This is a genomic window from Clostridium sp. CTA-19, assembly GCF_054767855.1.
Genome location: NZ_BAAABH010000010.1, coordinates 92,798 through 116,576, shown reverse-complemented (window position 1 = coordinate 116,576; position 23,779 = coordinate 92,798). Strand labels below are relative to the sequence as shown.

Sequence of the window (23,779 nt, the reverse complement as noted above, 5' to 3'; positions counted from 1 at the left end):
GACGACGAAGTGCGAAGTTTATAAGAATTTTAATCTGGTGATGATGGTTTAGAGGGTAACACTCCTTTCCATTCCGAACAGGCAAGTTAAGCCTCTAGACRCCGAGAGTACTGCACGGGTGACTGTGTGGGAGGGTAGGTTGTTGCCAGGTAAGTAAGGCTCGATAGCTCAGTCGGTAGAGCAGAGGACTGAAAATCCTCGTGTCGCTGGTTCGATTCCTGCTCGAGCCACCAGTTAATGGCGCCATGGCCAAGTGGTAAGGCAGAGGCCTGCAAAGCCTTTACCCCCAGTTCAAATCTGGGTGGCGCCTCCAAAAAAAGCTTATATCTTTAAGATATAAGCTTTTTTATTTTGTAAAAAATAATATTTATTATATAGGGTTCCAAGTTGACTTTTAAAATTATCCATTCCAAAACTTGAATACCTAAAATAGTGAGACATGCTCCGAATCACTTAAAATTCAACACTGCATCTTGTGTGAAAATAATTTAAAGTTATTGAATAAATTTAAATTGGAGCTTGTTTCTCTATATAATAGCAAAATTAAAACTAATTTTGTTTTGAAAACTTATACATAATATAGCGGTTGTCAAATAAATTAAAAAAATATTATATTTTTTATATGCTAAGTATTATGAAAAAGTAAAAAAGTTCAATATTTTTAAATTCAATATGAATTTCAACTATATTAAATTAAGGTTAAGTTACTGTTAAGTTGATAAAAAAGACATGAATTTAGAGAGATTGAGAGTTATATTGGGAAAGGCCATGTTAATTTGAATTGAATGCAGTTTTTTAGTTTTAAACAACTTTAAATGGTTTAAAATTGAGTAGATTATTTGTTAAAAGCTTAGTATAATACTTAGGGCAGACATGTAATTAATTTATAATATGTATTTAGGAGGGTTTGGAGATGGGGACTATGTATAAGGAAACTATATATAGAAAAAAACTTCCAGCGCTATTATTTTTATTTTTATTGATGATAATATTTATACTCTTGTCGGATTTTATAAACAACAAGATTGAAAGTGTAAGAGTATTTTGTAATATATTCTTTTTAGCATTAATGGCAACTTGTTGTGGATTAGAATTTTATAAATGTAATACAAGATATAAATATTCTATAATAGCTGATCAATTAATAATTCATAAAGTAGTTGGAGATTTACAAGTTTTAGTAGCAGATATAAAAATAAAAGATATTGAAAATATTAGTAAAATACAAGGTAACAAATTATTTTGTTTATTAAGTGGAAATAAGTATACTTGTTGTTTATTAGGTTTAAAAAGTAGATATTGTTGCAGTTATAAATTTAATGGGAAAATAAATAAATTTTATTTTGAACCTAGTAAAAAATTAATAAGTAGAATAAATATTATTAGAGAAAAACATGAAATTTATAATGAGGAAACAATAAATAGATTTCATAATGTGTTAATAAAAATGAATAGCTAAAAGCTATTCATTTTTATTTTTTTATATTATTATAGTGATTAACAGTGATTTCTTTTAATAAATCTTCTCTTTCTAAGAAATCTATTGAAGTTATTGCAATGCATTGAGCAGCTAATAAAATTCGTTCGCATGATAATTCTAATAAAGTGGAATCTTTAAACTCAGTTGAAGGACAATGAATACTTGTGTCATCAGTTATAGATATAGATGGGTATATAGTAGGTGTTGTATGACTTATAGTTCCAATACCTAAAGAATATTCCATAGTTTTAGGCTCATCTATATTTATTATTCCACATTCTTTTAAATTGTGAGAAAAAATTCTAGATAAAACAGTATTAGAAATTAGTTGTTTGCACGGTAATTCATATAAACATACGTTATATTTTATATCCAACATAGATTCTAGACTAGTAAAATAAGATCTTATTTTATGTTCAATGGTTTCCGCCTCTTTAATGCAAGGAGATTTTAAATGAAATTTAAAAGTTTCGTTAATTAGTTTATCTTGAATTTTATTATTTATATCTATATTTAACTTATCTATATAACATTTATCACAAGAACTTTTAACTATTTGATTTAAGCTTTGCAAATTAAACAATGAAAACTCTAAAGATCTATTGTCTGTCTTATTTAAAGTGTAGTCGATTTTTAAAGGTATAGAAGCCATTGAAGTTCCACTTTCTGAATTTGTGTTATCTACATGTGGTGCAATTATCAAATCAGCATCTTCAAATACATTTTCGTGAGTCATTTTTATTTCACTACCATTTGAGTATAGTCCAGGACAGCCTATTATAATTATAGTTCCATTCATTTTATTTAATATCTCTTTTAAAGCAATACCAGCACCAATAGAAATAGCTGCATTTGAGTTATTTCCATAGATATGACCTAAAGTTTCATGGGCACTATATTTGCATATATAGCATATTTTAGGATATCCCTGTCCATAAGTAGCTTTAAAAGCAGTATTAATATCTAAAAAGTTTTCAGTTATATTAAAATCATGTTTTCTTAAAATATTAATTAGATACTTGCAAGAATTGTATTCATGAAATGGTTTTTCAGGATTATTATATAAAAAACTATTTATTGAAAGAATTTCATTTTTTATAGTTGATAAATAACTTATAACATTTTGCTTCACAAGAAAATCTCCTTCCAATTATTTAAAATTTTAAATTATATATAAGCAATTATTATTATACCCATTAATAATATAAAGTATTAAATAGGAGGCCATTTTATATGTAGTTATATTAGCTTGTATATATACCTATATTCAAGTCAATAATTAATAAGGATAAATAAGTTTATTAAAGTATTACTTAGCATATAAGGCTAATATGGAGAGGATAAAATGTGTAATTGTATAATATGTAACAAGTCAAATGATGGTATAATAGTTTACGGAAGAAAAATATGTATAGAGTGTGAAAAAAAAATTATAAATACAGACTTGAATACAGATTTTTATTTGTTTTATAACAAATGTATTAGAAAAAAATTGGTTAAAGGATATGTAAAAAATATATTATAATATAAAAATAAGTTTATTATATGATAAGCAAAGAACTAATAGAGGTGAGTATCAATGACAAGTACACCATTAATAGATGGTATTTTAAAATATATAAATGAAAACAATGTACCTTTATCAATGCCTGGTCATAAATGTGGAAGAGGGTATAAAATTACTAATGAGGGATTATTATTTTTAAATAATTTAATAAAATTTGATATAACAGAGGTTGATGGAGTTGATAATTTACACAGTCCAGAGGATATAATAAAAGAATCATTAGAACTCTTGTCTAAATTTTATGAAAGTAAAAAATCATATTTTTTAGTAAATGGAAGTACAAGTGGTAATCTAGCTATGATATTCTCATCTTTCCAAGAAGGGGACAAGGTAATTGTTGAAAGAAATTGCCATAGATCTATATATAACGGAATAATAATGAGAAAATTAAAACCTATATATATAAAAAATAATATAAGTGATATATATGATGCTCCGTTATCAATAGATATAGATAATCTTTATAAAACAATAGAACAGAATCAGGATGCAAAAGGTGTAATTCTTACATATCCTAATTATTATGGTATATGCTACGACTTAAAGTCAATAGTTAACAAAGCTAAATTACATGGCATGAAAGTAATTGTAGATTCTGCACATGGGGCGCATTTTAAAGCAAACAATAGACTGCCTAAGGATGCGTTAGAATTAGGTTGTGATATGGTAGTTGAGAGCTCTCATAAGACTATACCAAGCTTAACACAGACAGCATTTTTACATGTAAATGAAGGTGTAGATTTAAATGTTGTAGATTTTTACGTTTCAGCATTTTTAAGTACAAGTCCCTCATATATATTGATGGCATCTATGGAATATGGAAGATTTTTTCTTCAAGAATATGGAGAAAATTTTTATAATGAATTATTAAATTTATGTGACAAATATGCTAAAGAAATAAATAAATTAAGTATATTTCATATAATTTCAGAGAAAGATTTAGATAAAGGACTAACTTTAGATAAGACAAGGTTTATAATAAATGTAGATAAAGGATATAGTGGGCATAAGCTATTAAGTTATTTAAGAGAAAATGGTGTTCAGTGTGAATTAAGCGATTGTAGAAATGTAGTTGCTATATTTTCTCCATTTAATACAGAAGAAGATTTCAAAAAGCTATATAATGAATTAAAGAATTGCGATGTAACTATATTAAAGGAAAAAAATATAAAGGCTTTAGAATGCCATATACCGAATACTAAATTATATCCCTATGAAGTTTTACATAAAAAACAAGTTTTTAAGAATTATAAAAAGTGTCAAAATAAAATATGTAAAGAAGCTGTAGTGCCATATCCTCCAGGAATACCCCTAGTTATGCCAGGAGAGATAATAGATGAAAAATCTTTAGACATATTACAGTATTATATAGATAATAAAGTTACTATATTAGGTTTAGAAAACAATAATATAGCTATTATAGAGGAATAGTAAACTGGAGGAATATATGAAAAAAGGATTATTAATAGCATTAGAAGGTCCAGATGGAAGTGGAAAAAGTACACAAATAAAAATGCTTTCTAATTATTTAGAAAACAAAGGATATAAGGTCTTAGTTACAAGAGAACCTGGAGGAACCAAAATAAGTGAAAACATAAGAAATATAATATTAGATAATAACAATGCAGAAATGAGTAGTGTATGTGAGGCATTACTTTATGCAGCATCTAGAGCACAACTTATAGAAGAAGTAATAAAACCAGCACTAGAAGATGGGACAATTGTTTTATGTGATAGATTTGTATATTCTTCAATTGTTTATCAAGGAATTGCAAGAGGCATAGGGGTAAAAGAAGTACAGTGTATAAATGATATAGCCTTAAATGGTGTTAAAGCGGATTTAACATTAATGATAAATGTAGAATATGAAAAAGGTTTAGAGCGAAAATGTTCACAAAGAAAGCTAGATAGACTAGAAAATTGCGGTAATGATTTTCATAAAAAAGTTTATAATGGATATCAACAATTAGCTAAAGAATTGAATAACATAGTTACTATAGATGGAAATAATACTCTAGATTATGTGCATAATAAAATTGTTAATGAAATAGAAAGTTTTCTTAAATAATTATTTAAAATTATAAATTTATTTGGAAGGTATGATAAAATTATAATAACTAGAATAAAATGGAAAACATAAATTAATAGACTATAAAAATTTCTATATAAATCTATATTGTATTTATTCATATAACAGTAAAGTGGATGTTTTTATAAAGTCTAAACAAAGGGGAGATTGTTATGAAACTAGTAATCGCAATAGTTCAAGACGATGATGCACCAGACCTTATTGATGTTATGACAGAGAATGGATTAAGAGTAACTAAACTAGCAACCACAGGTGGTTTTTTGAAAGCAGGTAACACTACATTAATGTGCGGTGTAGATGATGAAAAAGTAAATTTGGTATTATCAATAATAGAAGATATATGTAAAATAAGAAAGCAAATAGTATCATCACCTTCACCAGTAGCAGGATCTACAGGGGTATATGTACCATATCCAATAGAGGTAGATATTGGAGGAGCAACTATATTTGTGGTAGATGTAGATAAATTTTTAAGGGTTTAAAATGTAAAAATAATTATTGGTTGAAATATAATATATGTTTAACAAGATAATTTTCTTTTAAACAACTTAAATTAATATGTGCAGTAAAATAAAATTTTACTGCACATTTATTTTAGGAGGAATTAGTATGAAAGATATAATAGGACATGAAGATATAATAAGTAGTTTTTATAATGCAATAAATTTAAAAACTATTTCTCATGCTCATGTATTTTGGGGCGAAGATGGTATAGGAAAAAGTATAGTAGCTAAAAATATAGCAATTAAACTAATTGGCAAAAATGAAAACAGAGATTACGTAGATATAGTTGAATTTAAATTAAAAGCTGGAAGATTATCTATAGGCGTTAATGAAATAAGAGGATTGATTGAAGAAATAAATAAAAAGCCCTATGAGTCAGATAAAAAAGTGGTGATAATTCATAATGGTGATAAAATGACCATTCAAGCACAAAATGCATTGCTTAAAACTATTGAAGAACCGCCTAAAAATATATTTATAATAATATTATGTGAAGAATTAAATAATATTTTAGAAACCATAAAGTCTCGTTGTCAAATACATAAATTTATACCATTAAAAGATAAAGAATTGTTACAGTATTTACAAAATTATTATTCAGGTTTAAAGGATGAAAATGAAAACTTTCTTTTAGAATTTAGTAGAGGTATACCGGGAAGAGTGGATATGCTTTTAAATGATGATGAATTTAACGAAATAAGAGATAAGGCTATAAATATAGTAAATACATTAGGTGATTTAAATATAGAAGATACATTTACTTTAGAAGAGTTTTTTATAAATAATGCAAAAAAATTTGAATATATAGTTGATATTATGATAAGTTTTTTAAGAGATGCAATAATATATAAGGAAATTGGAAATAAAGACCTTATAATAAATAAGGATAAATTCGAGGAAATAAAGATGTGCGCAAGCATGTTTTCTTTTAAACAATTAAATGATATTATTAGTATAATAAATGCTACGAGGGTTAATTTAGATAAAAATGTAAATAGCGCTTTAGCATTTAATGTTATGTTATTAAAGTTGCAGGAGGTGTAATATGGTTACTGTAATAGGTGTTAGATTTAAAAAAGCTGGGAAAATATATTATTTTAATCCCGGTGAGTTAGATATAAAATGTAGTGATTTTGTAGTTGTGGAAACAGCGAGAGGTGTAGAGTTTGGTGAATGTGTCATAGGTAGAAGACAAATCTGTGAGAAAAAAATAGTTTCTCCACTTAAAGATGTTATAAGAAAGGCTACAGAAGAAGACATTTTAAAAAATAAAGAAAACAAAGAAAAAGAAGAAGAAGCTTTTAGTGTATGCATGGAAAAAATAGAAAAACATGCATTAGATATGAAACTTATAGATGTAGAATATACATTTGATAATAATAAAGTTATATTTTATTTTACTGCAGATGGAAGAGTTGATTTTAGAGAGTTAGTAAAAGATTTAGCTTCAGTATTTAGAACAAGAATAGAGTTAAGACAAATAGGGGTACGAGATGAAGCGAAGATGAAAGGTGGTTTAGGGCCATGTGGCAGACCGCTTTGTTGCTCAACATTTTTAGGAGATTTTGTACCTGTATCAATAAAAATGGCTAAGGAACAAAATTTATCATTAAATCCTACAAAAATCTCTGGAATATGCGGTAGATTAATGTGTTGTTTAAACTATGAGCAAAAAACTTATGAGGAAACTAGAAAGAAGTTACCTAAAGTAGGATCAATCGTAAGCACAGTAGATGGTGAAGGTGAAGTTACAAGCAACAGCGTAGTTAAAGAAAGCGTTAGAGTTAAAATTAAAGTTGATGGTTCAGATGATGAATTAAGAGATTTTAAAATAGAGAATATAACTTTAGTTAAAGGTAGCTATGAAGATATTATTAATGAAGTTGACATAAAAGAGCTAGAGGCTGAAATAGAAGATCATGAGCATGATATGATAAAAGAATTAATTAAAGAAGATTAAAAAACAGGTGTAGTTATACACCTGTTTTTATTTTAAATACTTGAATAATGAAGTATAAAATAAGCTAAAAATGCTAATGAAATTATATACATCGGCATAGAAACATCTTTATGTTCCTTTTTAAAGAGCTTCATTAAAGGATAGGTAATAAATCCAAAGGCGATACCATCAACTATACTATAAGTTAAAGGTATTAAGGCGATAATTAAAAATGCAGGTAACCCTTCTGTAAAATTGTTAAAATTAATATTTTCTATGTTTTTCATCATTAAAGCACCAATAATTATAAGTATTGGTGATATTGCTGCATCTGGTATTATTTTTATAAATGGTATGAATAGTAAAGATAGTAAAAATAATAAGCCAGCTATTACAGAAGATAATCCAGTTTTTCCACCAGCAGCAATTCCAGCTGCACCTTCAACTGTTGATACAGAGGGACTAGTACCGAATATACCACAAACTATAGTTGAAATAGAAGTAGCTTTTAATGCTGGTTTAAATTTATAATCTGCTTTCAACATTCCATTAATTTGACCATGTAAAAGTCCAATATTTTCAAAGACTAAAACAAGAGTTAATGAGAATACTGCAATCCAAAATGAAGAATCAGATATTTTAGCAAAACTCATATTAAAAAATATTTGTTTATAACTTCCTAAATCTATCCCTGTAAAAGATAATCCACTTAAATCAACAACTTTAAAGCCAATACATATTAAAGTACCAACTATAATGCTTATTAAAAATCCTCCGGGAACATCCCTTGAAAATAAATAAAGAGTTAATACAAAAATTATTAAAAATGCTAAAACTGAAGGTGAAGTAAGGTCTCCTAATGCAATTAAAGTTGTTTCATTACCTACAATAAGTCCGCTTTTTTGAAGACCTATAAAAGTAATAAATAATCCAATTCCAACAGAAATAGCTTCTTTTAATGATTGAGGTATTGCATCAGCAATTATAGTTGATAGCTTTGTAAAAGCTATAATGGAAAAAATTATTCCAGAAATAACTACTGCTCCTAATGCTTCATTAAAGGATAAGCCCATAGATTTAACAATTGTATAAGTGAATAGTGCATTAATACCCATACCAGGCATTATTAACAATGGGGCATTACTTATGAAAGCTACAAGCAATGTTCCGATAAGTGAAGACAAAGCAGTAGCTATTATTAGCCCTTCAAGTGGCATGCCAGTATCACTTAATATACTAGCATTAACTATGATTATATATACTGCAGCAAAAAAAGAGGTTACGCCTGCTGTAAGTTCGCCTTTAAAACTTACATTATGCTCTTTAAGTTTAAATAAATTGTTCATTTTACGACCTCGTTTTATTTTCCCTCGCCCACCCACATCTATTAAAGATGCATTAAAATTATATCACAAAATAACTTTAAATTTATAATTTTTAATGTAATTATAAATTTAATATTATAAATTGAACTTGAATATATTATATACACTCAGAGAATAATATAAAAAGATTAAAGTATAAAGGAGTGGTAAAAATGAAGAAAGTAGCTGTACAAAAGGGTTTAAATCCAGTAAAAAGTTTTTTAAATCAAGAAGGTTATACAGTTAGAGAATTTGATGGAACTAAGGAAAATACATCTAAATTTTTAAACAAATTTGACGCTGTAATAGTTACTGGTGAAAATGAAAACTTTATGGGTATAGAAGATACTGAAGTTAAGGCACAAATGATTAATGCAGATGGAATGACACCACAAGAAATAAAAAATCAATTAGATAATAATTAAGAAAACAAGAACACTTAGACTTATTCTAGGTGTTTTTATTTATATTTTAGAATAAAATAAATAAAAATATGGTAAAAGTGTATAAAAAAAATATTTTTGTTAATTATTTAAATAGAATTTATAATTTAGAGAGGTGTAATAGATATGAAATTAAAAAAGGGGTTAATAGCAACAACAACATGCTTAGTTGTTTTAGTAGGAGTATTAGTAACTGTAAATTTTATAGGTAAAAGTGAAAAAGAAATAGTTATTAATGAATCCAAAAATGTAAAAATGGAAGAAAAGCAATCAAAAGAAAATTTACAAAGAGAAAATGAAAAAAATAAAAATAACTTAGAAAATAAGAATAATTCCAAAGCAAATGAAGAACAAAAAGAAAACAAAAAACAGGAGAAAAATACAAGTAAAACAGAAGAAGTTAAAGAAGGGGTATATACAATTAAGAAGAATGATACTTTATATAGTATAGCTTCAGCATATATGCCAAGTTTTGACACTAAAGAAGTAATTGATACTATTGTAAAAAGAAATGATTTAAAGAATAGTACTAGTGTAATTTCAGGACAACAAATAGTTATACCTTATGAAATAGCTTTAGAAAGTCAAAGTACAACTAAACAAAATAGCGATAATAAAGATGTAACAGGAATGGAATATAAAATAAAAAAAGGTGATAGTCTTTATAGTATAGCTCAAGAAAAAATGCCGAATGTAGCTGTAAAAGAAGCTGTAAAAGAAATAAAAGAACATAATAACATAAAAGATGAAAATGCTATAAAAGTAGGAGACATACTTGAAATACCATCTAAATAAAAAAAGAGCCTTACTATTAATATTAGTAAGGCTAAATTTTTAATATTTGTACAGATGCTGTATCTGCATATAGAAAATCACTATCTAAAGTTAAAAGAAAATTAATGTTGTAACATTCGGCAGCGGCTAATATGGTAGCATCATTAACTGCAATATTATGAGTCATCATCAATTCTTTTGTTTTAATCATGCAAATATCATTAATATCTAGATAATTAAATTTTAATGTATGTTCTAATTGCGTATGCATATTAACAGCTGTTTTATAATATATGTTAAGCAAATTTTTCCTCAAAGCATTTTTAGATAAGTTATCAAAATATTTTTTATAGGGTATATCCACAACTTTAGAAGTCCGTTTTTCTTTTAATGATTTTCTATCATATTTATTAAAAGTAGATATAATACATTTAATATTATTTGGAGTATTAAATGGCGTAGCCTTTGTTATTTTATATTGCACATCTATCATAAATACTTTATACATAATCTGATTTAAAACCTCACAAGAAATTATTGAAGTTATATAAAGGATACTTTTGCCTAACATAATTTTTCTTAGAACCTCTATACACTCTGAGTGTTTTGGATCATCATCATATACTAAACTTAGTAAAAATGAGGCATCCAAAAGTATAGAGGTGCTTTCATCAAAGACCACACCTTTAAAAGGATATAAAATCATTTCCATAAAATATACCTTCACTAATTATATAGTATATTTTATTCATATTAACTTAAGCGTTAACTTATTACATAATTAAGTTAAATATTTTTAGTATAATAGGACTAAGAAGCACTGTTATTAGTCCTGCAATCCCAATAGAAAGTCCGCTCATGGCGCCTTCAACTTCACCCATTTCTAGTGCCTTACTTGTTCCAAGGGCATGTGCAGATGTTCCAATACCAAGGCCTATAGCAACGCTATGTTTTATCTTGAAAATATTACAAATAACAGGAGATAATATAGCTCCAATTATACCAGTAATTATTATAGCTGATATTGTTATAGCAGGTATGCCTCCAAGTTGTTTTGAAACTTCAACACCAATAGGTGTAGTAACTGATTTAGGTATTAATGATAATGCTATATTTCCACTTATTCCAAAAACTTTGCATAATAAAATTATAGAAATCATTCCAACAAAAGTTCCTACAGTTATTCCAATAAATATTGGAAGTGCATGTTTCTTTAATAGTTCTATCTTTTTATATAAAGGAACTGCTAAAATTATAGTTGATGGCGTTAGAAAAAATGTTATCATGCTTGTACCATTTTGATAATCTTCAAGAGGAATCTTAAAGATTATTAGTACAGCCATTATAATAATCATAGATATCAATAATGGGTTTAATAAAACTAATTTAGTCTTTCTTTGTATGTATTGTGCAAATATGTATGTAGATAGTGTTAAAAACATAACAAAAATTGGTGTTGATAATAGTTCCTTCATTATATTATTGTTCCTCCTTAATAATACTCTTCTTTTCTAATACTTTTGTAAGTAGTTGAACTGTGTAAGCAGTAACAATAAGAACTAAACTGGTAGATATAATACATACTAATAAAATTTTTATAACACTGCCTTTTAATATATCTAAACAACCTAGTATTCCAATACTTGCAGGCACAAAGAAAAATGCCAAGTTATTTAAAAGATAATTAGAAACTTCTTCAATAGCTTCCGTTTTTAAAATATTGGTTAGTAGTGCAACTAATAAAAGAAGCATACCTATTACATTACCAGGTATAGGTAAATGAAGTAATCTACTAACAGCTTCACCTAAAAATGTAATAAAAAATATAATTGCTAATTGCTTTAAAATTTTCAAATTTATCACGCTCTCTTCCGTAATATATACAGTAAAAATACAATACCATGTATATTCTATTACATTTTTAAATAATATACTAATGGAAATAAGAGAAGTAATTTATAATATTATAGAAATAATGTAGTTTAATTTAGAAAAAACGAATGTATTGAAACTTTAAAGAGGAATTTAGACTAATTATGCGAATAAATGATATGTAAACATTTTAATTTTAATATTTCAAAGATAAATTTAAAATTAAATTTAAATTTATTAATATTATTTTATAAATTAATAGATTTAATGTTACAATATCTATTTTAATATTAAAATAGATATTGACTAAAAAGCATATTTTATTAAAATATGATATGTTGTATGTATACATAATACAAAAGTATATAATGACTAATACAAATTAGAAATGAGGCTTAAGTATGGATATTATAAAAAGTGATGAAACTTTAGATGATTTGCAGTTAAAGGGAATAAAAGTTATACAAAAAAAAGAAGGCTTTAGATTTGGTGTAGATGCAGTTATGTTAGCAAATTTTTCAAAAGTTAAGAGAAATCATAGAGTCATAGATTTGTGTACAGGAACTGGAATAATACCTTTTATAATATCTGGTAAAACAGAATGTAAAAATATATTAGGAATAGAGATTCAAAAAGAGTTTGTTGATATGGCAAACAGAACATCTAATCTAAATAACTTAAATGATAAAGTTAAATTTTTAGAAGGTGATTTAACAAATATAAATATGCTTAAAAAAATAGAAAAAGCAGATGTAGTTACAGTTAATCCCCCTTATAAGTTATTTAATTCAGGCATTGTAAACCCTACTGATAGATTAGCTATAGCAAGACATGAGGTTTGTTGTAATCTAGAAGATGTTATAGTAGCTGCTAGAATTTTATTAAAGGACAATGGCAGGTTTTTCATGGTACATAGACCAGATAGATTGGCTGATATATTTACAGTTATGAGAAAACATAAAATTGAACCTAAAAGAGTAAGAATGGTACATCCTGTACCTAATAAAGCTCCTAATATTGTATTAGTAGAAGGACAAAGAGATGGAGGGGCTTTTTTAAAATGGGATGATCCGTTGAATGTTCATAATGCTGATGGAACATATAGTGATGAAATTATAAAGATGTACAATAGTGATAGTATTTAATTAAAAAAGCAAAGGGTGATAAAGATGAGTGGAAAATTATATTTAGTTCCTACTCCCATAGGAAATTTAAAAGATATGACATTTAGAGCTGTAGATACATTGAAAAATGCAGACATAATAGCTTGTGAAGATACAAGACAAAGCTTAAAACTACTTAATTACTTTGGAATAAAAAAATCTTTAATAAGTTATCATAAGCATAATGAAAATGGGAAAAGTGAAACTATAATAGATATGCTAAAAGAAGGTAAAAATGTAGCAATAATAAGTGATGCAGGAACTCCGGGAATATCAGATCCAGGAGAAGTTATAGTGAAAAAGTGTATAGATGAAAATTTGAGTTTTGAAGTTTTGCCAGGAGCAACAGCTATAACAACAGCTTTAGTATATTCAGGACTAGATACTACTAAATTTTTATTTAGAGGTTTTTTACCAAGAGAAAACAAAGAGAGAAAGCCTATAATAGAGGATTTAAAAGATAGAACAGAAAGTTTAATATTTTATGAAGCACCTCATAGATTATTAAGTACTTTAGAATTTTTGTGTGAGCATTTAGGAAATAGAAAAATATCTATATGTAGAGAGCTTACTAAGTTATATGAGGAAATAATAAGATTACCATTAGAAGAGGCTATTAAATTTTATAATGAAAATTCTCCAAGAGGTGAATATGTTTTAGTGGTAGAAGGAAAAAGCAAGGAAGACATAGAAAAAGAACAAATGTCTAAGTGGGAAGAATTATCTATTGAGGAACATATAAAATCATATATAAAGGAAGGCTTGAGTAAAAAAGATTCTATAAAACAAGTAGCAAAAGATAGAAAATTAAACAAGTCAGAAGTTTACAAACACTCTATAGATATATAAAAAATTACAAAACAGTATATTTTTTATTGGATTAAATGGTTTATTATACCATAAAGATGAAGAAAAAGTAAAGTTTTTGTAACAAAACAAAACAAAAAGATTGAGAAATGTTGAGTTATTGATAGGTTTAATGGTATAATTAAAAAGAAATTTTATAGGGGAGGGATCTTGATTTGAATAGAAAGATAGTAGCAATAGCTACAGCAATGGTCATTGCAACATCAAGCATGAGTAGCATAGCTATGGCAGCACCAAGTGATAGTGAAATAAATGCTAAAGCTAATGAATATAAAAGCGCTCAAGAAAAGTTAGACCAAATAAATGGACAAATTCAAAAACTAGATAACGAAATATCAAACTTAATGGTGAATATAGACGAAACTAATAGCAAAATAGAAAAAACAGAGAAAACAATAAAAGATACAGCGGCTAGTGTTGAAAAAACAGAAAAAAATATGGCTGAGGAAGAGGATCTATTTAGAGAAAGAATGAGATCTATGTATATGAATGGAATGGATACTTATGTAGAAGTTCTTTTAGACTCAAATGGATTTTCAGAATTAGTTTCTAGACTTGAGAATATAAAGCAAATAATGAATTATGATAAAGAACTAATGACAGAGTTAACTTCTAAGAAAGATGCATTGCAAAAAGAAAAAGATACATTAGAAGCTAAACAACAAGAATTAGTTGCATTAAAATCAGAAAATGACCAAAAAATGAAAGAGTTAGAAACTCAAAAGACTGCTTATAGTGAAAAATCTCAAGCTGCAAAAAAAGAGCAAGATAAAGCATCTGCTGAATTAGAAAAGTTAAAATCAGATAAGGAAGCATATGAGTTAGCTTTAGCACAAGAACAAGAACAACAAAGAGTATCAAGAGGAGGAGAAACATCTTCTCAAGGTTCAGGAAATAATGGTGGATCATCAGACAATGGTGGAAGCTCTAATAATGGTGGATCATCAAATAATGGTGGAAACTCTAACAATGGCGGTGGAGAAACAGCACCACCAGCAAGTGCTACTGGACAAGCTGTAGTAAATTATGCTATGCAATTCCAAGGAGTTCCTTATCTTTGGGGTGGAACTACTCCATCTGGATTTGATTGTTCTGGGTTTACACAATATGTTTATGCTCATTTTGGTATAGATATAACAAGAACAACATACTCTCAAATTGGCCAAGGGTCAGAAGTATCAAGAGACAATTTAGCTCCAGGAGATTTAGTTTTCTTTAGCTATGAAGGTGGCGTAGACCATGTAGGTATATATGTAGGTGGAGGACAATACATACATGCACCTCAAACAGGTGACGTTGTAAAAATATCTACATTAGGATATGGTTATTACGCAGCAAGAAGAATAGTATAATTTTATAGAATGTAGATTGTATAAATAAGAGTCATTTTATTAGTGACTCTTATTTATTATATTAAAGGATTTGGTATATTTGCTTAATTAAATTGTACTATTTAATAATAAGAATAAAGTTAAGAAAAGATTACAAAATGCAAATTAATTTGTTAATAATATGTAAATAATAAAAAGCACTAGAAACTCTAGTGCTTTTTATTATTATTCTGATTTTAACGCATTTAAGCAGTTTTTACAAATGTTTTTAGATTTATAGTTTATAACGTCTCTAGCATCTCCACAGAAAATACAAGCAGGCTCATATTTTTTTAATATTATTTGCTCACCATCTACGTATATCTCTAATGCATCTTTTTCACCTATGTTTAAAGTTCTTCTTAATTCCACAGGTATAACAATTCTTCCAAGTTCATCTACTCTTCTTACAACTCCAGTTGATTTCATAATTAAGTTCCTCCCAACGTAAATATTCGACAAAAAAATCATATATATTGAAAAATCTATGTATATTTAGCAGAGAATGTCGATAACATATTATTATAAAGTTACAAAATTTCTACTAAATTCCATCTATAGTTAATATACTACCATATTATACAAATGTCAATATGCTTTCAAATGAAAAATATAAATATTTGAACTAGTAAAAAAACATTGATATATAGGCATTTAAAGAGTTTATTATTAATTCTAATTGAAAGTAAAGAATAAATAAATGTAAAAAATAAAAACAAATGTAATAAGATGTATATTTGCAAGAAAAATGTCGAAAATAAAAGAATAATAGAGAAAAAATAAGATTAAGAAAACAACAAAATCCTTAAAAAAAATAAAAATTTATAAAAAATAAAAAATAAAAATATTATATAAAAATTAATTTAATTTATAGGAATTTAAAGTAAATTATTTTATAAAAATAAATATACAAAAATTAATAATAATTATTTGAAATTTGAATATATTTATAGGGTTCCAAGTTGACTCCTAAAATTATCCATTTAAAAACTTGGATATACAAAATAGTGAGACATGCTCTTAATAACTTAGAATTCAAAACTATGTTTTATATGAAAATATTTTAATCAATAATAAATTAATCGGCTTTTATTAAAATAAATTAATATGTAAATACTAAATACAATTTTATAATTATTACAATATGTATAATAAGATTATAAAAGTTACTTTAAATGAATATATATAAATTAGAATTTCAGAAAGCTGTATTTTAAATGTATTCTATGATTTAAATTACTTTCAATTGTATTTTAATCTTTAAGCATATAAAAATTTATAATATATAGATAAGAATGGATATTAAAAAGATATATTTTAAAAGTCAACCTGGAATTATATAAAAGTTATAGAATGTATTTAATTTATTCGACAAAATCAAAATTTATATCATAATATGAAGTATAATGGATGGATAATATATAGAAAAGACAATTTATACAATAAATTGACGGAGGAATTTCAATTATTTCCACAAAAAAATAACAACTTATACACAGGCATATTGTGGATAATGTGGATTAAAAAGCAACTTTTTCCACATGTATTTTGCAAAGTCTTAGATAATGGCTTAGATATTAGAAAAGTTATCAACATATTTTGTTGATAACTTGTTAAGAATAGTGGATAAGTCTGTAAATAATGATAAATGAATTAAACATTAAATGAATAATGAAATAAATTATTTCCTAAGATTCAATTTGTAAAAAAATGTAGTAAATTAAAATATTAATACTAAAATTATAAGTTTACAAGTTATAACTTAAATTCATTCAAAAATTAAAAAATATTTTAATACAAAATGTAGTATTAAATTTAAAATTATGGAAGTTCTATATTTAATGGTTGAAAATAATTTGTAATAAGTTTAGTTATAACATATAATATGATTACAACATGGAAAGTAAACAAAATAGAGGTGATAAAATGGAATATGATAACAAAAGAATTGGCGAATCAATTGTAAAAGATGTTTTAGATAAAATCTCAAAACTATCTGAAGAAGTTTCAGAAAAAAGCATTATATCATATGAGGATTTACCACAATATGATTTGTTTTTATCACAAGTTAAAGACTATCTTAATGATCAATTTGATGATGATAATTTTACTAATAATATATTACAAAATTATATAAAAAGTGAAGTTATATCAAAGCCTGAAGATGGGAAAAAAAGGGGATATACTAAACTACATTTAATACAACTTGTACTTTTGAGTTATATGAGACCAATACTTACAACAGAAGAGATAAGAAGTGTATTTAGACTTGCATTTAATGAAATTAATGATAGAGAAGATGATATATTATCTTGGGAAGAGACATATAAAGTTTTTTCTGATATGCAAAAGAATAGTTTTAGTAATCTATTAATAAATGATAGATTTGGAGATAAGGGACAGTTAATTTCATATTTTAAAGATAAAGAATTTAAAGAAGATGAATATGAAAGAATTATAATATTTTTAATAGTAATGACATTAGTAGCAGAAGCAAGTACTATTAAAAAGCTAATTAGAAAAATTGTAAATGAATATACAGAATAAGTTATAGTTATGGATAAAAACAGCTTTTATAAAACAAACTAAAAGAAGGTAAAAAAGTTTTATAGGAGTTGTAATTATGAATAATGAAAAATTGGTTATTAAAAATAATATAAATGAATCTATTACTGATATAATGAATAGATTAAGAAAAATATCAGATTTAGAGTTTAAAAATCCACAAATTATTGAATTAGATAAATATTTTTTTAGTAATGAAAATTTTTTAATGAATTTTCAAAAATCTATTGGTGGAAAAGAGCATCATGTTTATTCAGGTGGGCTTGCAAAACATACTTTAGATGTTGTAGAAATTACTAGAGATTTATGTTATAGGTATGATTGCAGTCATAAAGAAATTGCTATATTATCTGCGAAATTACATGACATAGGTAAAATTTATGAATATAAAGAAGACTTTAGTACAACTCTTCGTGGGGAAATGGAAGGTCATATAGTAATAGGTATGACTATGATAGAAGAAGCATTAAATTCAAAATCAGAATTTTATGATGAAGATTTTAAGTGTAGAATAAGAGGGTGTATTGTTCAACATCATGGAGCAGTTAAATATGGGTCTCCTAAAGCACCCAATAGTCAAGAATCCTACATAGTTCATCATGCAGATTATTTAGATTGTATAATGAATAAAATAAAAACAATAAAAGCTAACACTCAAATAGGTGATTGGACTGAATTTGACGAAAAAATAAAATGCAAACTATATATTTAAATATAAAACAAAAGCTTTTGCTGTTTAGCAAAAGCTTTTAAAATTAACAACTACTTTGAGGTATATTTTTAGCTACAACTTTAAAAGTTTCGCCAAAAAGAGTTCTTGAATAAGATACAATACAGTCTTTAAAAATTTCGGCTTCGTCATTATCGACGATAAAGTTAATTCCATCAACAACCTGTGCTATATCATTTTCAGTCTGTTCATCCAGAACAGCACCTAATGTAGGGCCACCTCAGCCAAAGCCTTTTATCATTAACCTAAATGATTTATTATCATTTTTTTCAAGTTTTTTTAATAAAGCAGCTTTTGTTTTATCATCAAAAGAAATTTTCATGAAATTTTCCTCCTTGTATTTTAATATTGGTTATATTTTTAGTGTGCCAAAATATATAGAAAAAACTTTATAAAATTTTTGGCAGTGTTTCCTTTAAGTATTTTAATTATAGCACAATTCAATCTATATATCTATATATTTAAATATACAAATTTTAGGAAAAGAAGAATATTTGTTATTAAATTTAAATAAAATATATTGACAATTAGTTAAAGGTTATATATAGTTATTTTAAAGATAATAACTTTATGTCCTTTTAAATTTGATCCAGAGAGATCAGAAAGGGAAGAAAATAATATAGCTATATAAGTGTAGCTAAAATTAGCTATAGTTATATAGTTGTAATTAAAATGCTTTCCTTTGGGAAAGCATTTTTTATTGCAAAAATACCCTTTAAATTAACCCAGTGAGGTAAAAAGGAGCTGTTTTATATGTTAAAAGGAAGAAATTTAATAGAACCAATGGATTTCACATTAGAAGAATTAGAACAAATATTTTTATTAGCAGATGAAATAATAAAAAATCCTACTCAATATGCAAAAATGTGTGATGGAAAAATACTTGCAACATTATTCTTTGAACCAAGTACAAGAACAAGGTTTAGTTTCGAAGCAGCTATGCTTAGATTAGGTGGTAATGTTATAGGTTTTTCAGAAGCAAACTCAAGCTCAGTTGCAAAGGGCGAAAGCATTTCAGATACTATAAGAACTGTTTCTTGTTATGCAGACATTGCTGTTATGAGACACCCAAAAGAAGGAGCAGCATTAGTGGCATCAGAAAGTTCACATATACCAGTTGTTAATGCTGGTGATGGTGGACATCAACATCCAACACAAACACTTACAGATTTATTAACCATAAGAAGAGTTAAGGGAAGATTAAAGAACTTAACTATAGGATGTTGTGGAGATTTAAAATTTGGAAGGACAGTTCACTCACTAATAAAAGCATTATCAAGATATGAAGGAAACAAATTTATATTAATATCCCCACAGGAATTAAATGTACCAGAATATATAATAAGAATTTTAAAAGAAAAGAATATAGAATTTAAACAAGTAGAAAAAATGGAAGAAGTAATAGGCGAGTTAGATATTCTTTATATGACAAGAGTACAAAAGGAAAGATTTTTTAATGAAGAAGATTATGTAAGACTAAAAGATTCTTATATACTATGTAATGAAAAAATGAAGTTAGCAAAAGAAGATATGATAGTACTTCATCCATTACCAAGAGTGAATGAGATAGCATATGAAGTTGATGATGATCCAAGAGCGATTTATTTTAAACAGGCCAAATACGGTATGTTTGTAAGAATGGCTTTAATATGCAAACTTTTAGGATTAGCATAATTAAAAGATGAGGGGGGTTTTCTATGTTAACAATAAATAGTATAAAAAATGGAATTGTTATAGACCATATAGAATCTGGAAGAGGAATGAAAATATTTAATTATTTAGGATTAGATAAAGCACAGTATCAAGTTGCCTTAATTATGAATGCCCATAGTGAAAAATTAGGGCGAAAAGATATTATAAAGATAGAGAATGTTATGGAATTAGATTATACAGTTTTAGGATTGATAGATAGAGGTATAACTGTAGATATAATAAAAGATGAAAAAATTGTAGAGAAAATAGCATTAACCCTTCCTAAAAAAGTTGAAGGAATTATTAAGTGCAAAAATCCTCGTTGTATAACATCAATAGAACCATATATAGCTCATACACATTATTTGTTTAATGAAGACAAAAAAGAATATAGATGTAAATATTGTGATGAGATTATAAAAGTAAAGGAAATACGTTATAACTAAGGAGGGTTAAATTTGTGGAATTATTAATTAAAAATGCAAAAGTTGTAGACTGTTATGGAAGCTATTTAGGTGATGTTTATATAAAAGATGGCATTATAAATAAGATTGGTAGAAATTTAAGAAAATCTTGTAAGACTATAGATGCAAAAGGTTATGTTCTTATGCCATCCTTTGTAGATTTACATGTACATTTTAGAGAACCAGGATTTACTTATAAAGAAGATATAGAATCAGGTTCAAGGGCTGCGGTTAAAGGCGGATATACAATGGTAAATCTAATGGCAAATACAAATCCTGTATGCAGTTCTATGGATACAGTAAATTATGTTAGAGGTAGGGCTAATCAAATAGGTTTAATAGATGTACATCAAACAGTTTCTATTACTAATAGTTTTGATGGTAAGGATATAAGTCATTTAGATAGGATAGATAATTCCATAAAAATTATATCAGAAGACGGAAAAGATGTAATGAATAGCAAAATTATGTTAGATGCTATGGTTAAGGCCAAAGAAAAAAAATTAATACTTATGTGCCACTGCGAAGAGGAAAATCTATCAAAATATGATATGAGAATAGCGGAAAATATAATGACTTTACGTAATCTAGAATTTGCAAAAATAACAGGTGCTACTGTTCATATAGCACATGTAAGTACTCAGGAGGCTATGAAGTATATTATAAGATATAAAGATGAAGGGACCAAAGTTACCTGTGAAGTTGCACCACATCATTTGTTTTTAGAAAATGAATGTAACTATAAAGTAAATCCACCAATAAGAAAAAAAGAAGATGTAGAATTTTTAATTAAGGCTATAGAAGATGGATATGTAGATGTTATAGCAACAGATCACGCGCCACACAGTAAAGAGGATAAGGAAAGTGGAGCACCAGGTATATCTGGAATAGAAACAGCATTTAGCGTATGTTATGCAAAACTAGTAAAAGAAAATGGAATATCTTTAGAAAAACTAAGTGAAATCATGAGTAAAAAACCTAGTGAAATGTTAGGTGTTAAAAAGGGGAAAATTGAAATTGGATATGAAGGAGACTTAGTTTTAATAGATTTAGAAGCTAAATATAATATAGACTCAGAAAGATTTTATTCAAAAGGAAAAAATACGCCATTAAATGGGGTAGAGGTATATGGAGATATAATAAAAACCATAAAAAATGGTGAAATAGTTTATTCAAATAATAAATATGAAATTTAGATACTTAAATCTAGAATGAGAGGGCGTTTAATGATAATAGATAAATTATTTAATACAGTTAAAGAAAAAGGACATGTATGTTTAGGTCTGGATACAGACCTAAAATACATACCTAATGATTTTTTAAATAAATTTTCATCAATATCAGAAGGTATATTTCAATTTAATAAAAGTATTATAGATGCTACTTTAGATGTTGTCGCTTGTTATAAACCTCAAATAGCATATTACGAAGCATTAGGATTAGAAGGACTTATAGCGTATAAAAAGACTATAGAATATATAAAGAAAAAAGGCGGAATTGCTATAGGAGATATAAAAAGAGGGGATATAGCAAAAACAGCTGAAATGTATGCAAAAGCACATTTTGAGGGAGATTTTGAGGTTGACTTTATAACATTAAATCCATATATGGGATTAGATACTATAGAGCCATATATACCATATATTAAAAAAGGTAAAAAAGGAATTTTTGTATTAATAAGAACATCTAATAAAGGGGCAAAAGATATACAGTATATAGATACATTAGATAATGAAAAGGTATATTCAAAAGTTGGAGATAAGCTTAACAAAATAGGAGAAAACTTCTTAGGACAGTGTGGATATAGTTCTATAGGTGGAGTTATAGGATGTACTCATACAGAAGAAGGAATTATGTTAAGAAAAAAATTAAATAGTACATTTTTCTTAATACCTGGATATGGAGCACAAGGTGGAACGGCAAAAGATGTAGCTATGTATTTAAAAGATGGAAATGGTGGAGTAGTTAACTCATCAAGGGGTATACTTCTTGCATATAAAAAATATGAAGACGGTGAAAAATATTTTGATAAATATGCAAGGGAAGAAGTCATAAGAATGAGAGATGAAATAAAGTTAGCTATAAAAAACAATACAAGAGGGTAAGGGGTAAGTTTTTTCAAATCTTATATATGAGGATGGTTTTATGAATTTAAATAAAGAATTTACAATGAATAGAGTGTTAGAAAATAAAGAGGTTTCAACGGGAATCTATAAGATAAAAGTATCAGGAAAATTCAAAGCGAACCCAGGTCAGTTTTATATGATAAGATGCTGGGAAGACGAGCCAGTTTTATCAAGACCTATAAGTGTTCATAACGTTGGAAAAAATGGAGACTATATTGAGTTTTTATATGCAGTTGTTGGCAAAGGTACAGAATTAATAAGCAAGTTAAATCAAGGTGATGAAATTAAAACAATGGGACCACTAGGAAACGGATTTAATGTAGAAGAAGTTAAAGGAAAAAAGATTGCAATAGTAGCAGGGGGAATAGGTATAGCTCCAATGAAATATCTTTTAAGTTTATTAAAAGAAGAAAGTATAGATTTGTATGCAGGGTTTAAAGACTTAACATATGCAATTGAAGATATGAAAAATAGTATTAAAAAAATATATGTATCAACAGAAGATGGAAGTTGTGGTCATAAGGGTTATATAACAGAGATATTAGACACAAATAAATACGATTTAGTACTATGTTGTGGACCAGAAGTTATGATGAATAAAGTAGTGAAAATGTGCAAAGAAACAAACACAAAGGTTTATATATCAGAAGAAAAAAAGATGGCCTGTGGAATAGGCGCTTGTTTAGTGTGTACTTGTAAAACCAAGCAAGGAAATAAAAGAACTTGTAAAGATGGACCAGTATTTTGTGGTGATGATATAGAGATTTAAT

At 26.7% G+C, this 23,779-nt stretch carries 25 protein-coding genes, 2 tRNA genes and 1 rRNA gene; 22 read left to right on the top strand and 6 right to left on the bottom strand.

Annotation, left to right across the window (positions count from 1 at the left end; translation table 11 throughout):
• Positions 1–33 precede the first annotated feature (33 nt).
• From rrf to ACYUE0_RS07720, 4 genes are all read left to right on the top strand, one after another.
• Positions 34–151, top strand: a 5S ribosomal RNA gene (gene rrf / locus ACYUE0_RS07735).
• A 6-nt stretch (positions 152–157) separates the two neighbouring features.
• Positions 158–233 (top strand) — tRNA-Phe (locus ACYUE0_RS07730).
• Positions 234–239: 6 nt separating this feature from the next.
• A tRNA-Cys gene (locus ACYUE0_RS07725) sits at positions 240–313 on the top strand.
• A gap of 600 nt (positions 314–913) precedes the next feature.
• Positions 914–1,459, top strand: coding sequence for a hypothetical protein (locus ACYUE0_RS07720; protein WP_199869232.1), 546 nt, complete (start codon positions 914–916; stop codon positions 1,457–1,459).
• A gap of 13 nt (positions 1,460–1,472) precedes the next feature.
• On the opposite strand, the gene ACYUE0_RS07715 is transcribed toward ACYUE0_RS07720, so the two are convergent.
• Positions 1,473–2,612 carry a zinc-binding metallopeptidase family protein gene (locus ACYUE0_RS07715; protein WP_460270090.1) on the bottom strand — a complete coding sequence of 380 codons (1,140 nt, stop codon included), beginning with the start codon at positions 2,610–2,612 and terminating at the stop codon, positions 1,473–1,475.
• Between the two features lie 213 nt (positions 2,613–2,825).
• On the opposite strand from ACYUE0_RS07715, the gene ACYUE0_RS07710 reads away from it, so the two are divergent.
• The 6 genes from ACYUE0_RS07710 to ACYUE0_RS07685 all read left to right on the top strand — a co-directional run bounded on the left by ACYUE0_RS07710 (position 2,826) and on the right by ACYUE0_RS07685 (position 7,600).
• Positions 2,826–3,005, top strand: a complete 180-nt coding sequence (locus tag ACYUE0_RS07710; RefSeq protein WP_061993983.1) for a sigma factor G inhibitor Gin — start codon at positions 2,826–2,828, stop codon at positions 3,003–3,005.
• A gap of 54 nt (positions 3,006–3,059) precedes the next feature.
• Positions 3,060–4,478, top strand: coding sequence for an aminotransferase class I/II-fold pyridoxal phosphate-dependent enzyme (locus ACYUE0_RS07705; protein WP_460270089.1), 1,419 nt, complete (start codon positions 3,060–3,062; stop codon positions 4,476–4,478).
• A gap of 16 nt (positions 4,479–4,494) precedes the next feature.
• Positions 4,495–5,115, top strand: coding sequence for a dTMP kinase (gene tmk / locus ACYUE0_RS07700; RefSeq protein ID WP_460270088.1), 621 nt, complete (start codon positions 4,495–4,497; stop codon positions 5,113–5,115).
• Between the two features lie 173 nt (positions 5,116–5,288).
• Complete coding sequence (locus ACYUE0_RS07695) at positions 5,289–5,618, top strand: cyclic-di-AMP receptor (protein WP_010294002.1); 330 nt, start codon at positions 5,289–5,291, stop codon at positions 5,616–5,618.
• A gap of 127 nt (positions 5,619–5,745) precedes the next feature.
• Positions 5,746–6,684, top strand: a complete 939-nt coding sequence (locus ACYUE0_RS07690) for a DNA polymerase III subunit delta' (RefSeq protein WP_460270087.1) — start codon at positions 5,746–5,748, stop codon at positions 6,682–6,684.
• A 1-nt stretch (position 6,685) separates the two neighbouring features.
• Entirely contained in the window at positions 6,686–7,600 is a 915-nt protein-coding gene (locus ACYUE0_RS07685; RefSeq protein WP_061993986.1) for a PSP1 domain-containing protein, read from the top strand.
• 32 nt (positions 7,601–7,632) lie between these two features.
• Here ACYUE0_RS07685 and ACYUE0_RS07680 read toward each other — a convergent pair whose 3' ends face one another.
• A complete protein-coding gene (locus ACYUE0_RS07680; RefSeq protein WP_061993987.1) occupies positions 7,633–8,925 on the bottom strand; it encodes an NCS2 family permease in 1,293 nt (430 codons plus the stop codon).
• A gap of 191 nt (positions 8,926–9,116) precedes the next feature.
• Between ACYUE0_RS07680 and ACYUE0_RS07675 the strand changes: the two genes are divergently transcribed.
• Together ACYUE0_RS07675 and ACYUE0_RS07670 are read left to right on the top strand one after the other, a co-directional pair.
• Complete coding sequence (locus ACYUE0_RS07675) at positions 9,117–9,368, top strand: YkuS family protein (protein ID WP_061993988.1); 252 nt, start codon at positions 9,117–9,119, stop codon at positions 9,366–9,368.
• Between the two features lie 144 nt (positions 9,369–9,512).
• Positions 9,513–10,181, top strand: coding sequence for a LysM peptidoglycan-binding domain-containing protein (locus ACYUE0_RS07670; RefSeq protein ID WP_460270086.1), 669 nt, complete (start codon positions 9,513–9,515; stop codon positions 10,179–10,181).
• Positions 10,182–10,212: 31 nt separating this feature from the next.
• Here the strand turns inward: ACYUE0_RS07670 and ACYUE0_RS07665 are convergent, their stop codons facing one another.
• The 3 genes from ACYUE0_RS07665 to ACYUE0_RS07655 all read right to left on the bottom strand — a co-directional run bounded on the left by ACYUE0_RS07665 (position 10,213) and on the right by ACYUE0_RS07655 (position 12,023).
• Positions 10,213–10,872, bottom strand: coding sequence for a type II toxin-antitoxin system VapC family toxin (locus ACYUE0_RS07665; protein WP_061993990.1), 660 nt, complete (start codon positions 10,870–10,872; stop codon positions 10,213–10,215).
• Positions 10,873–10,933: 61 nt separating this feature from the next.
• On the bottom strand, positions 10,934–11,635 hold the full coding sequence (locus ACYUE0_RS07660) for an LrgB family protein (protein WP_460270085.1): 702 nt from the start codon (positions 11,633–11,635) through the stop codon (positions 10,934–10,936).
• 4 nt (positions 11,636–11,639) lie between these two features.
• The gene (locus tag ACYUE0_RS07655) at positions 11,640–12,023 is read right to left on the bottom strand and encodes a CidA/LrgA family protein (RefSeq protein ID WP_460270084.1); all 384 of its coding nucleotides are present in this window, start codon (positions 12,021–12,023) and stop codon (positions 11,640–11,642) included.
• 410 nt (positions 12,024–12,433) lie between these two features.
• Between ACYUE0_RS07655 and ACYUE0_RS07650 the strand changes: the two genes are divergently transcribed.
• The 3 genes from ACYUE0_RS07650 to ACYUE0_RS07640 all read left to right on the top strand — a co-directional run bounded on the left by ACYUE0_RS07650 (position 12,434) and on the right by ACYUE0_RS07640 (position 15,414).
• A complete protein-coding gene (locus ACYUE0_RS07650) occupies positions 12,434–13,177 on the top strand; it encodes a tRNA1(Val) (adenine(37)-N6)-methyltransferase (RefSeq protein WP_061993992.1) in 744 nt (247 codons plus the stop codon).
• Positions 13,178–13,201: 24 nt separating this feature from the next.
• Positions 13,202–14,044 (top strand): 16S rRNA (cytidine(1402)-2'-O)-methyltransferase, encoded by an 843-nt coding sequence (rsmI, locus tag ACYUE0_RS07645; protein ID WP_061993993.1) that lies wholly within the window; start codon positions 13,202–13,204, stop codon positions 14,042–14,044.
• Between the two features lie 173 nt (positions 14,045–14,217).
• A complete protein-coding gene (locus ACYUE0_RS07640; protein WP_460270083.1) occupies positions 14,218–15,414 on the top strand; it encodes a C40 family peptidase in 1,197 nt (398 codons plus the stop codon).
• Between the two features lie 204 nt (positions 15,415–15,618).
• Here the strand turns inward: ACYUE0_RS07640 and ACYUE0_RS07635 are convergent, their stop codons facing one another.
• Positions 15,619–15,861 carry an AbrB/MazE/SpoVT family DNA-binding domain-containing protein gene (locus tag ACYUE0_RS07635; protein ID WP_010293985.1) on the bottom strand — a complete coding sequence of 81 codons (243 nt, stop codon included), beginning with the start codon at positions 15,859–15,861 and terminating at the stop codon, positions 15,619–15,621.
• Positions 15,862–17,358: 1,497 nt separating this feature from the next.
• On the opposite strand from ACYUE0_RS07635, the gene ACYUE0_RS07630 reads away from it, so the two are divergent.
• From ACYUE0_RS07630 to ACYUE0_RS07600, 7 genes are all read left to right on the top strand, one after another.
• Positions 17,359–17,979, top strand: coding sequence for a DUF1836 domain-containing protein (locus ACYUE0_RS07630; RefSeq protein WP_010293983.1), 621 nt, complete (start codon positions 17,359–17,361; stop codon positions 17,977–17,979).
• A gap of 76 nt (positions 17,980–18,055) precedes the next feature.
• Positions 18,056–18,709, top strand: a complete 654-nt coding sequence (locus ACYUE0_RS07625) for an HD domain-containing protein (protein ID WP_460270082.1) — start codon at positions 18,056–18,058, stop codon at positions 18,707–18,709.
• 771 nt (positions 18,710–19,480) lie between these two features.
• Positions 19,481–20,401, top strand: coding sequence for an aspartate carbamoyltransferase (gene pyrB, locus ACYUE0_RS07620; protein ID WP_460270081.1), 921 nt, complete (start codon positions 19,481–19,483; stop codon positions 20,399–20,401).
• 23 nt (positions 20,402–20,424) lie between these two features.
• Positions 20,425–20,865: an aspartate carbamoyltransferase regulatory subunit gene (locus ACYUE0_RS07615; RefSeq protein ID WP_061993997.1), complete on the top strand. Its 441-nt coding sequence runs from the start codon at positions 20,425–20,427 to the stop codon at positions 20,863–20,865.
• 14 nt (positions 20,866–20,879) lie between these two features.
• The gene (locus ACYUE0_RS07610) at positions 20,880–22,079 is read left to right on the top strand and encodes a dihydroorotase (protein ID WP_460270080.1); all 1,200 of its coding nucleotides are present in this window, start codon (positions 20,880–20,882) and stop codon (positions 22,077–22,079) included.
• A 30-nt stretch (positions 22,080–22,109) separates the two neighbouring features.
• The gene (pyrF, locus tag ACYUE0_RS07605; RefSeq protein ID WP_460270079.1) at positions 22,110–22,988 is read left to right on the top strand and encodes an orotidine-5'-phosphate decarboxylase; all 879 of its coding nucleotides are present in this window, start codon (positions 22,110–22,112) and stop codon (positions 22,986–22,988) included.
• A 40-nt stretch (positions 22,989–23,028) separates the two neighbouring features.
• Entirely contained in the window at positions 23,029–23,778 is a 750-nt protein-coding gene (locus ACYUE0_RS07600) for a dihydroorotate dehydrogenase electron transfer subunit (RefSeq protein WP_460270078.1), read from the top strand.
• Position 23,779 lies beyond the last annotated feature (1 nt).

Coding starts and splice junctions, on each gene's coding strand:
- ACYUE0_RS07695 (WP_010294002.1), top strand. CDS start 5,289: ATGAAACTAGTAATCGCAATAGTTCAAGACGATGATGCACCAGACCTT.
- ACYUE0_RS07625 (WP_460270082.1), top strand. CDS start 18,056: ATGAATAATGAAAAATTGGTTATTAAAAATAATATAAATGAATCTATT.
- tmk (WP_460270088.1), top strand. CDS start 4,495: ATGAAAAAAGGATTATTAATAGCATTAGAAGGTCCAGATGGAAGTGGA.
- ACYUE0_RS07670 (WP_460270086.1), top strand. CDS start 9,513: ATGAAATTAAAAAAGGGGTTAATAGCAACAACAACATGCTTAGTTGTT.
- ACYUE0_RS07630 (WP_010293983.1), top strand. CDS start 17,359: ATGGAATATGATAACAAAAGAATTGGCGAATCAATTGTAAAAGATGTT.
- ACYUE0_RS07650 (WP_061993992.1), top strand. CDS start 12,434: ATGGATATTATAAAAAGTGATGAAACTTTAGATGATTTGCAGTTAAAG.
- rsmI (WP_061993993.1), top strand. CDS start 13,202: ATGAGTGGAAAATTATATTTAGTTCCTACTCCCATAGGAAATTTAAAA.
- ACYUE0_RS07600 (WP_460270078.1), top strand. CDS start 23,029: ATGAATTTAAATAAAGAATTTACAATGAATAGAGTGTTAGAAAATAAA.
- pyrF (WP_460270079.1), top strand. CDS start 22,110: ATGATAATAGATAAATTATTTAATACAGTTAAAGAAAAAGGACATGTA.
- ACYUE0_RS07680 (WP_061993987.1), bottom strand. CDS start 8,925: ATGAACAATTTATTTAAACTTAAAGAGCATAATGTAAGTTTTAAAGGC.
- ACYUE0_RS07675 (WP_061993988.1), top strand. CDS start 9,117: ATGAAGAAAGTAGCTGTACAAAAGGGTTTAAATCCAGTAAAAAGTTTT.
- ACYUE0_RS07660 (WP_460270085.1), bottom strand. CDS start 11,635: ATGAAGGAACTATTATCAACACCAATTTTTGTTATGTTTTTAACACTA.
- ACYUE0_RS07705 (WP_460270089.1), top strand. CDS start 3,060: ATGACAAGTACACCATTAATAGATGGTATTTTAAAATATATAAATGAA.
- ACYUE0_RS07635 (WP_010293985.1), bottom strand. CDS start 15,861: ATGAAATCAACTGGAGTTGTAAGAAGAGTAGATGAACTTGGAAGAATT.
- ACYUE0_RS07615 (WP_061993997.1), top strand. CDS start 20,425: ATGTTAACAATAAATAGTATAAAAAATGGAATTGTTATAGACCATATA.
- ACYUE0_RS07690 (WP_460270087.1), top strand. CDS start 5,746: ATGAAAGATATAATAGGACATGAAGATATAATAAGTAGTTTTTATAAT.
- ACYUE0_RS07710 (WP_061993983.1), top strand. CDS start 2,826: ATGTGTAATTGTATAATATGTAACAAGTCAAATGATGGTATAATAGTT.
- ACYUE0_RS07720 (WP_199869232.1), top strand. CDS start 914: ATGGGGACTATGTATAAGGAAACTATATATAGAAAAAAACTTCCAGCG.
- ACYUE0_RS07685 (WP_061993986.1), top strand. CDS start 6,686: ATGGTTACTGTAATAGGTGTTAGATTTAAAAAAGCTGGGAAAATATAT.
- pyrB (WP_460270081.1), top strand. CDS start 19,481: ATGTTAAAAGGAAGAAATTTAATAGAACCAATGGATTTCACATTAGAA.
- ACYUE0_RS07665 (WP_061993990.1), bottom strand. CDS start 10,872: ATGGAAATGATTTTATATCCTTTTAAAGGTGTGGTCTTTGATGAAAGC.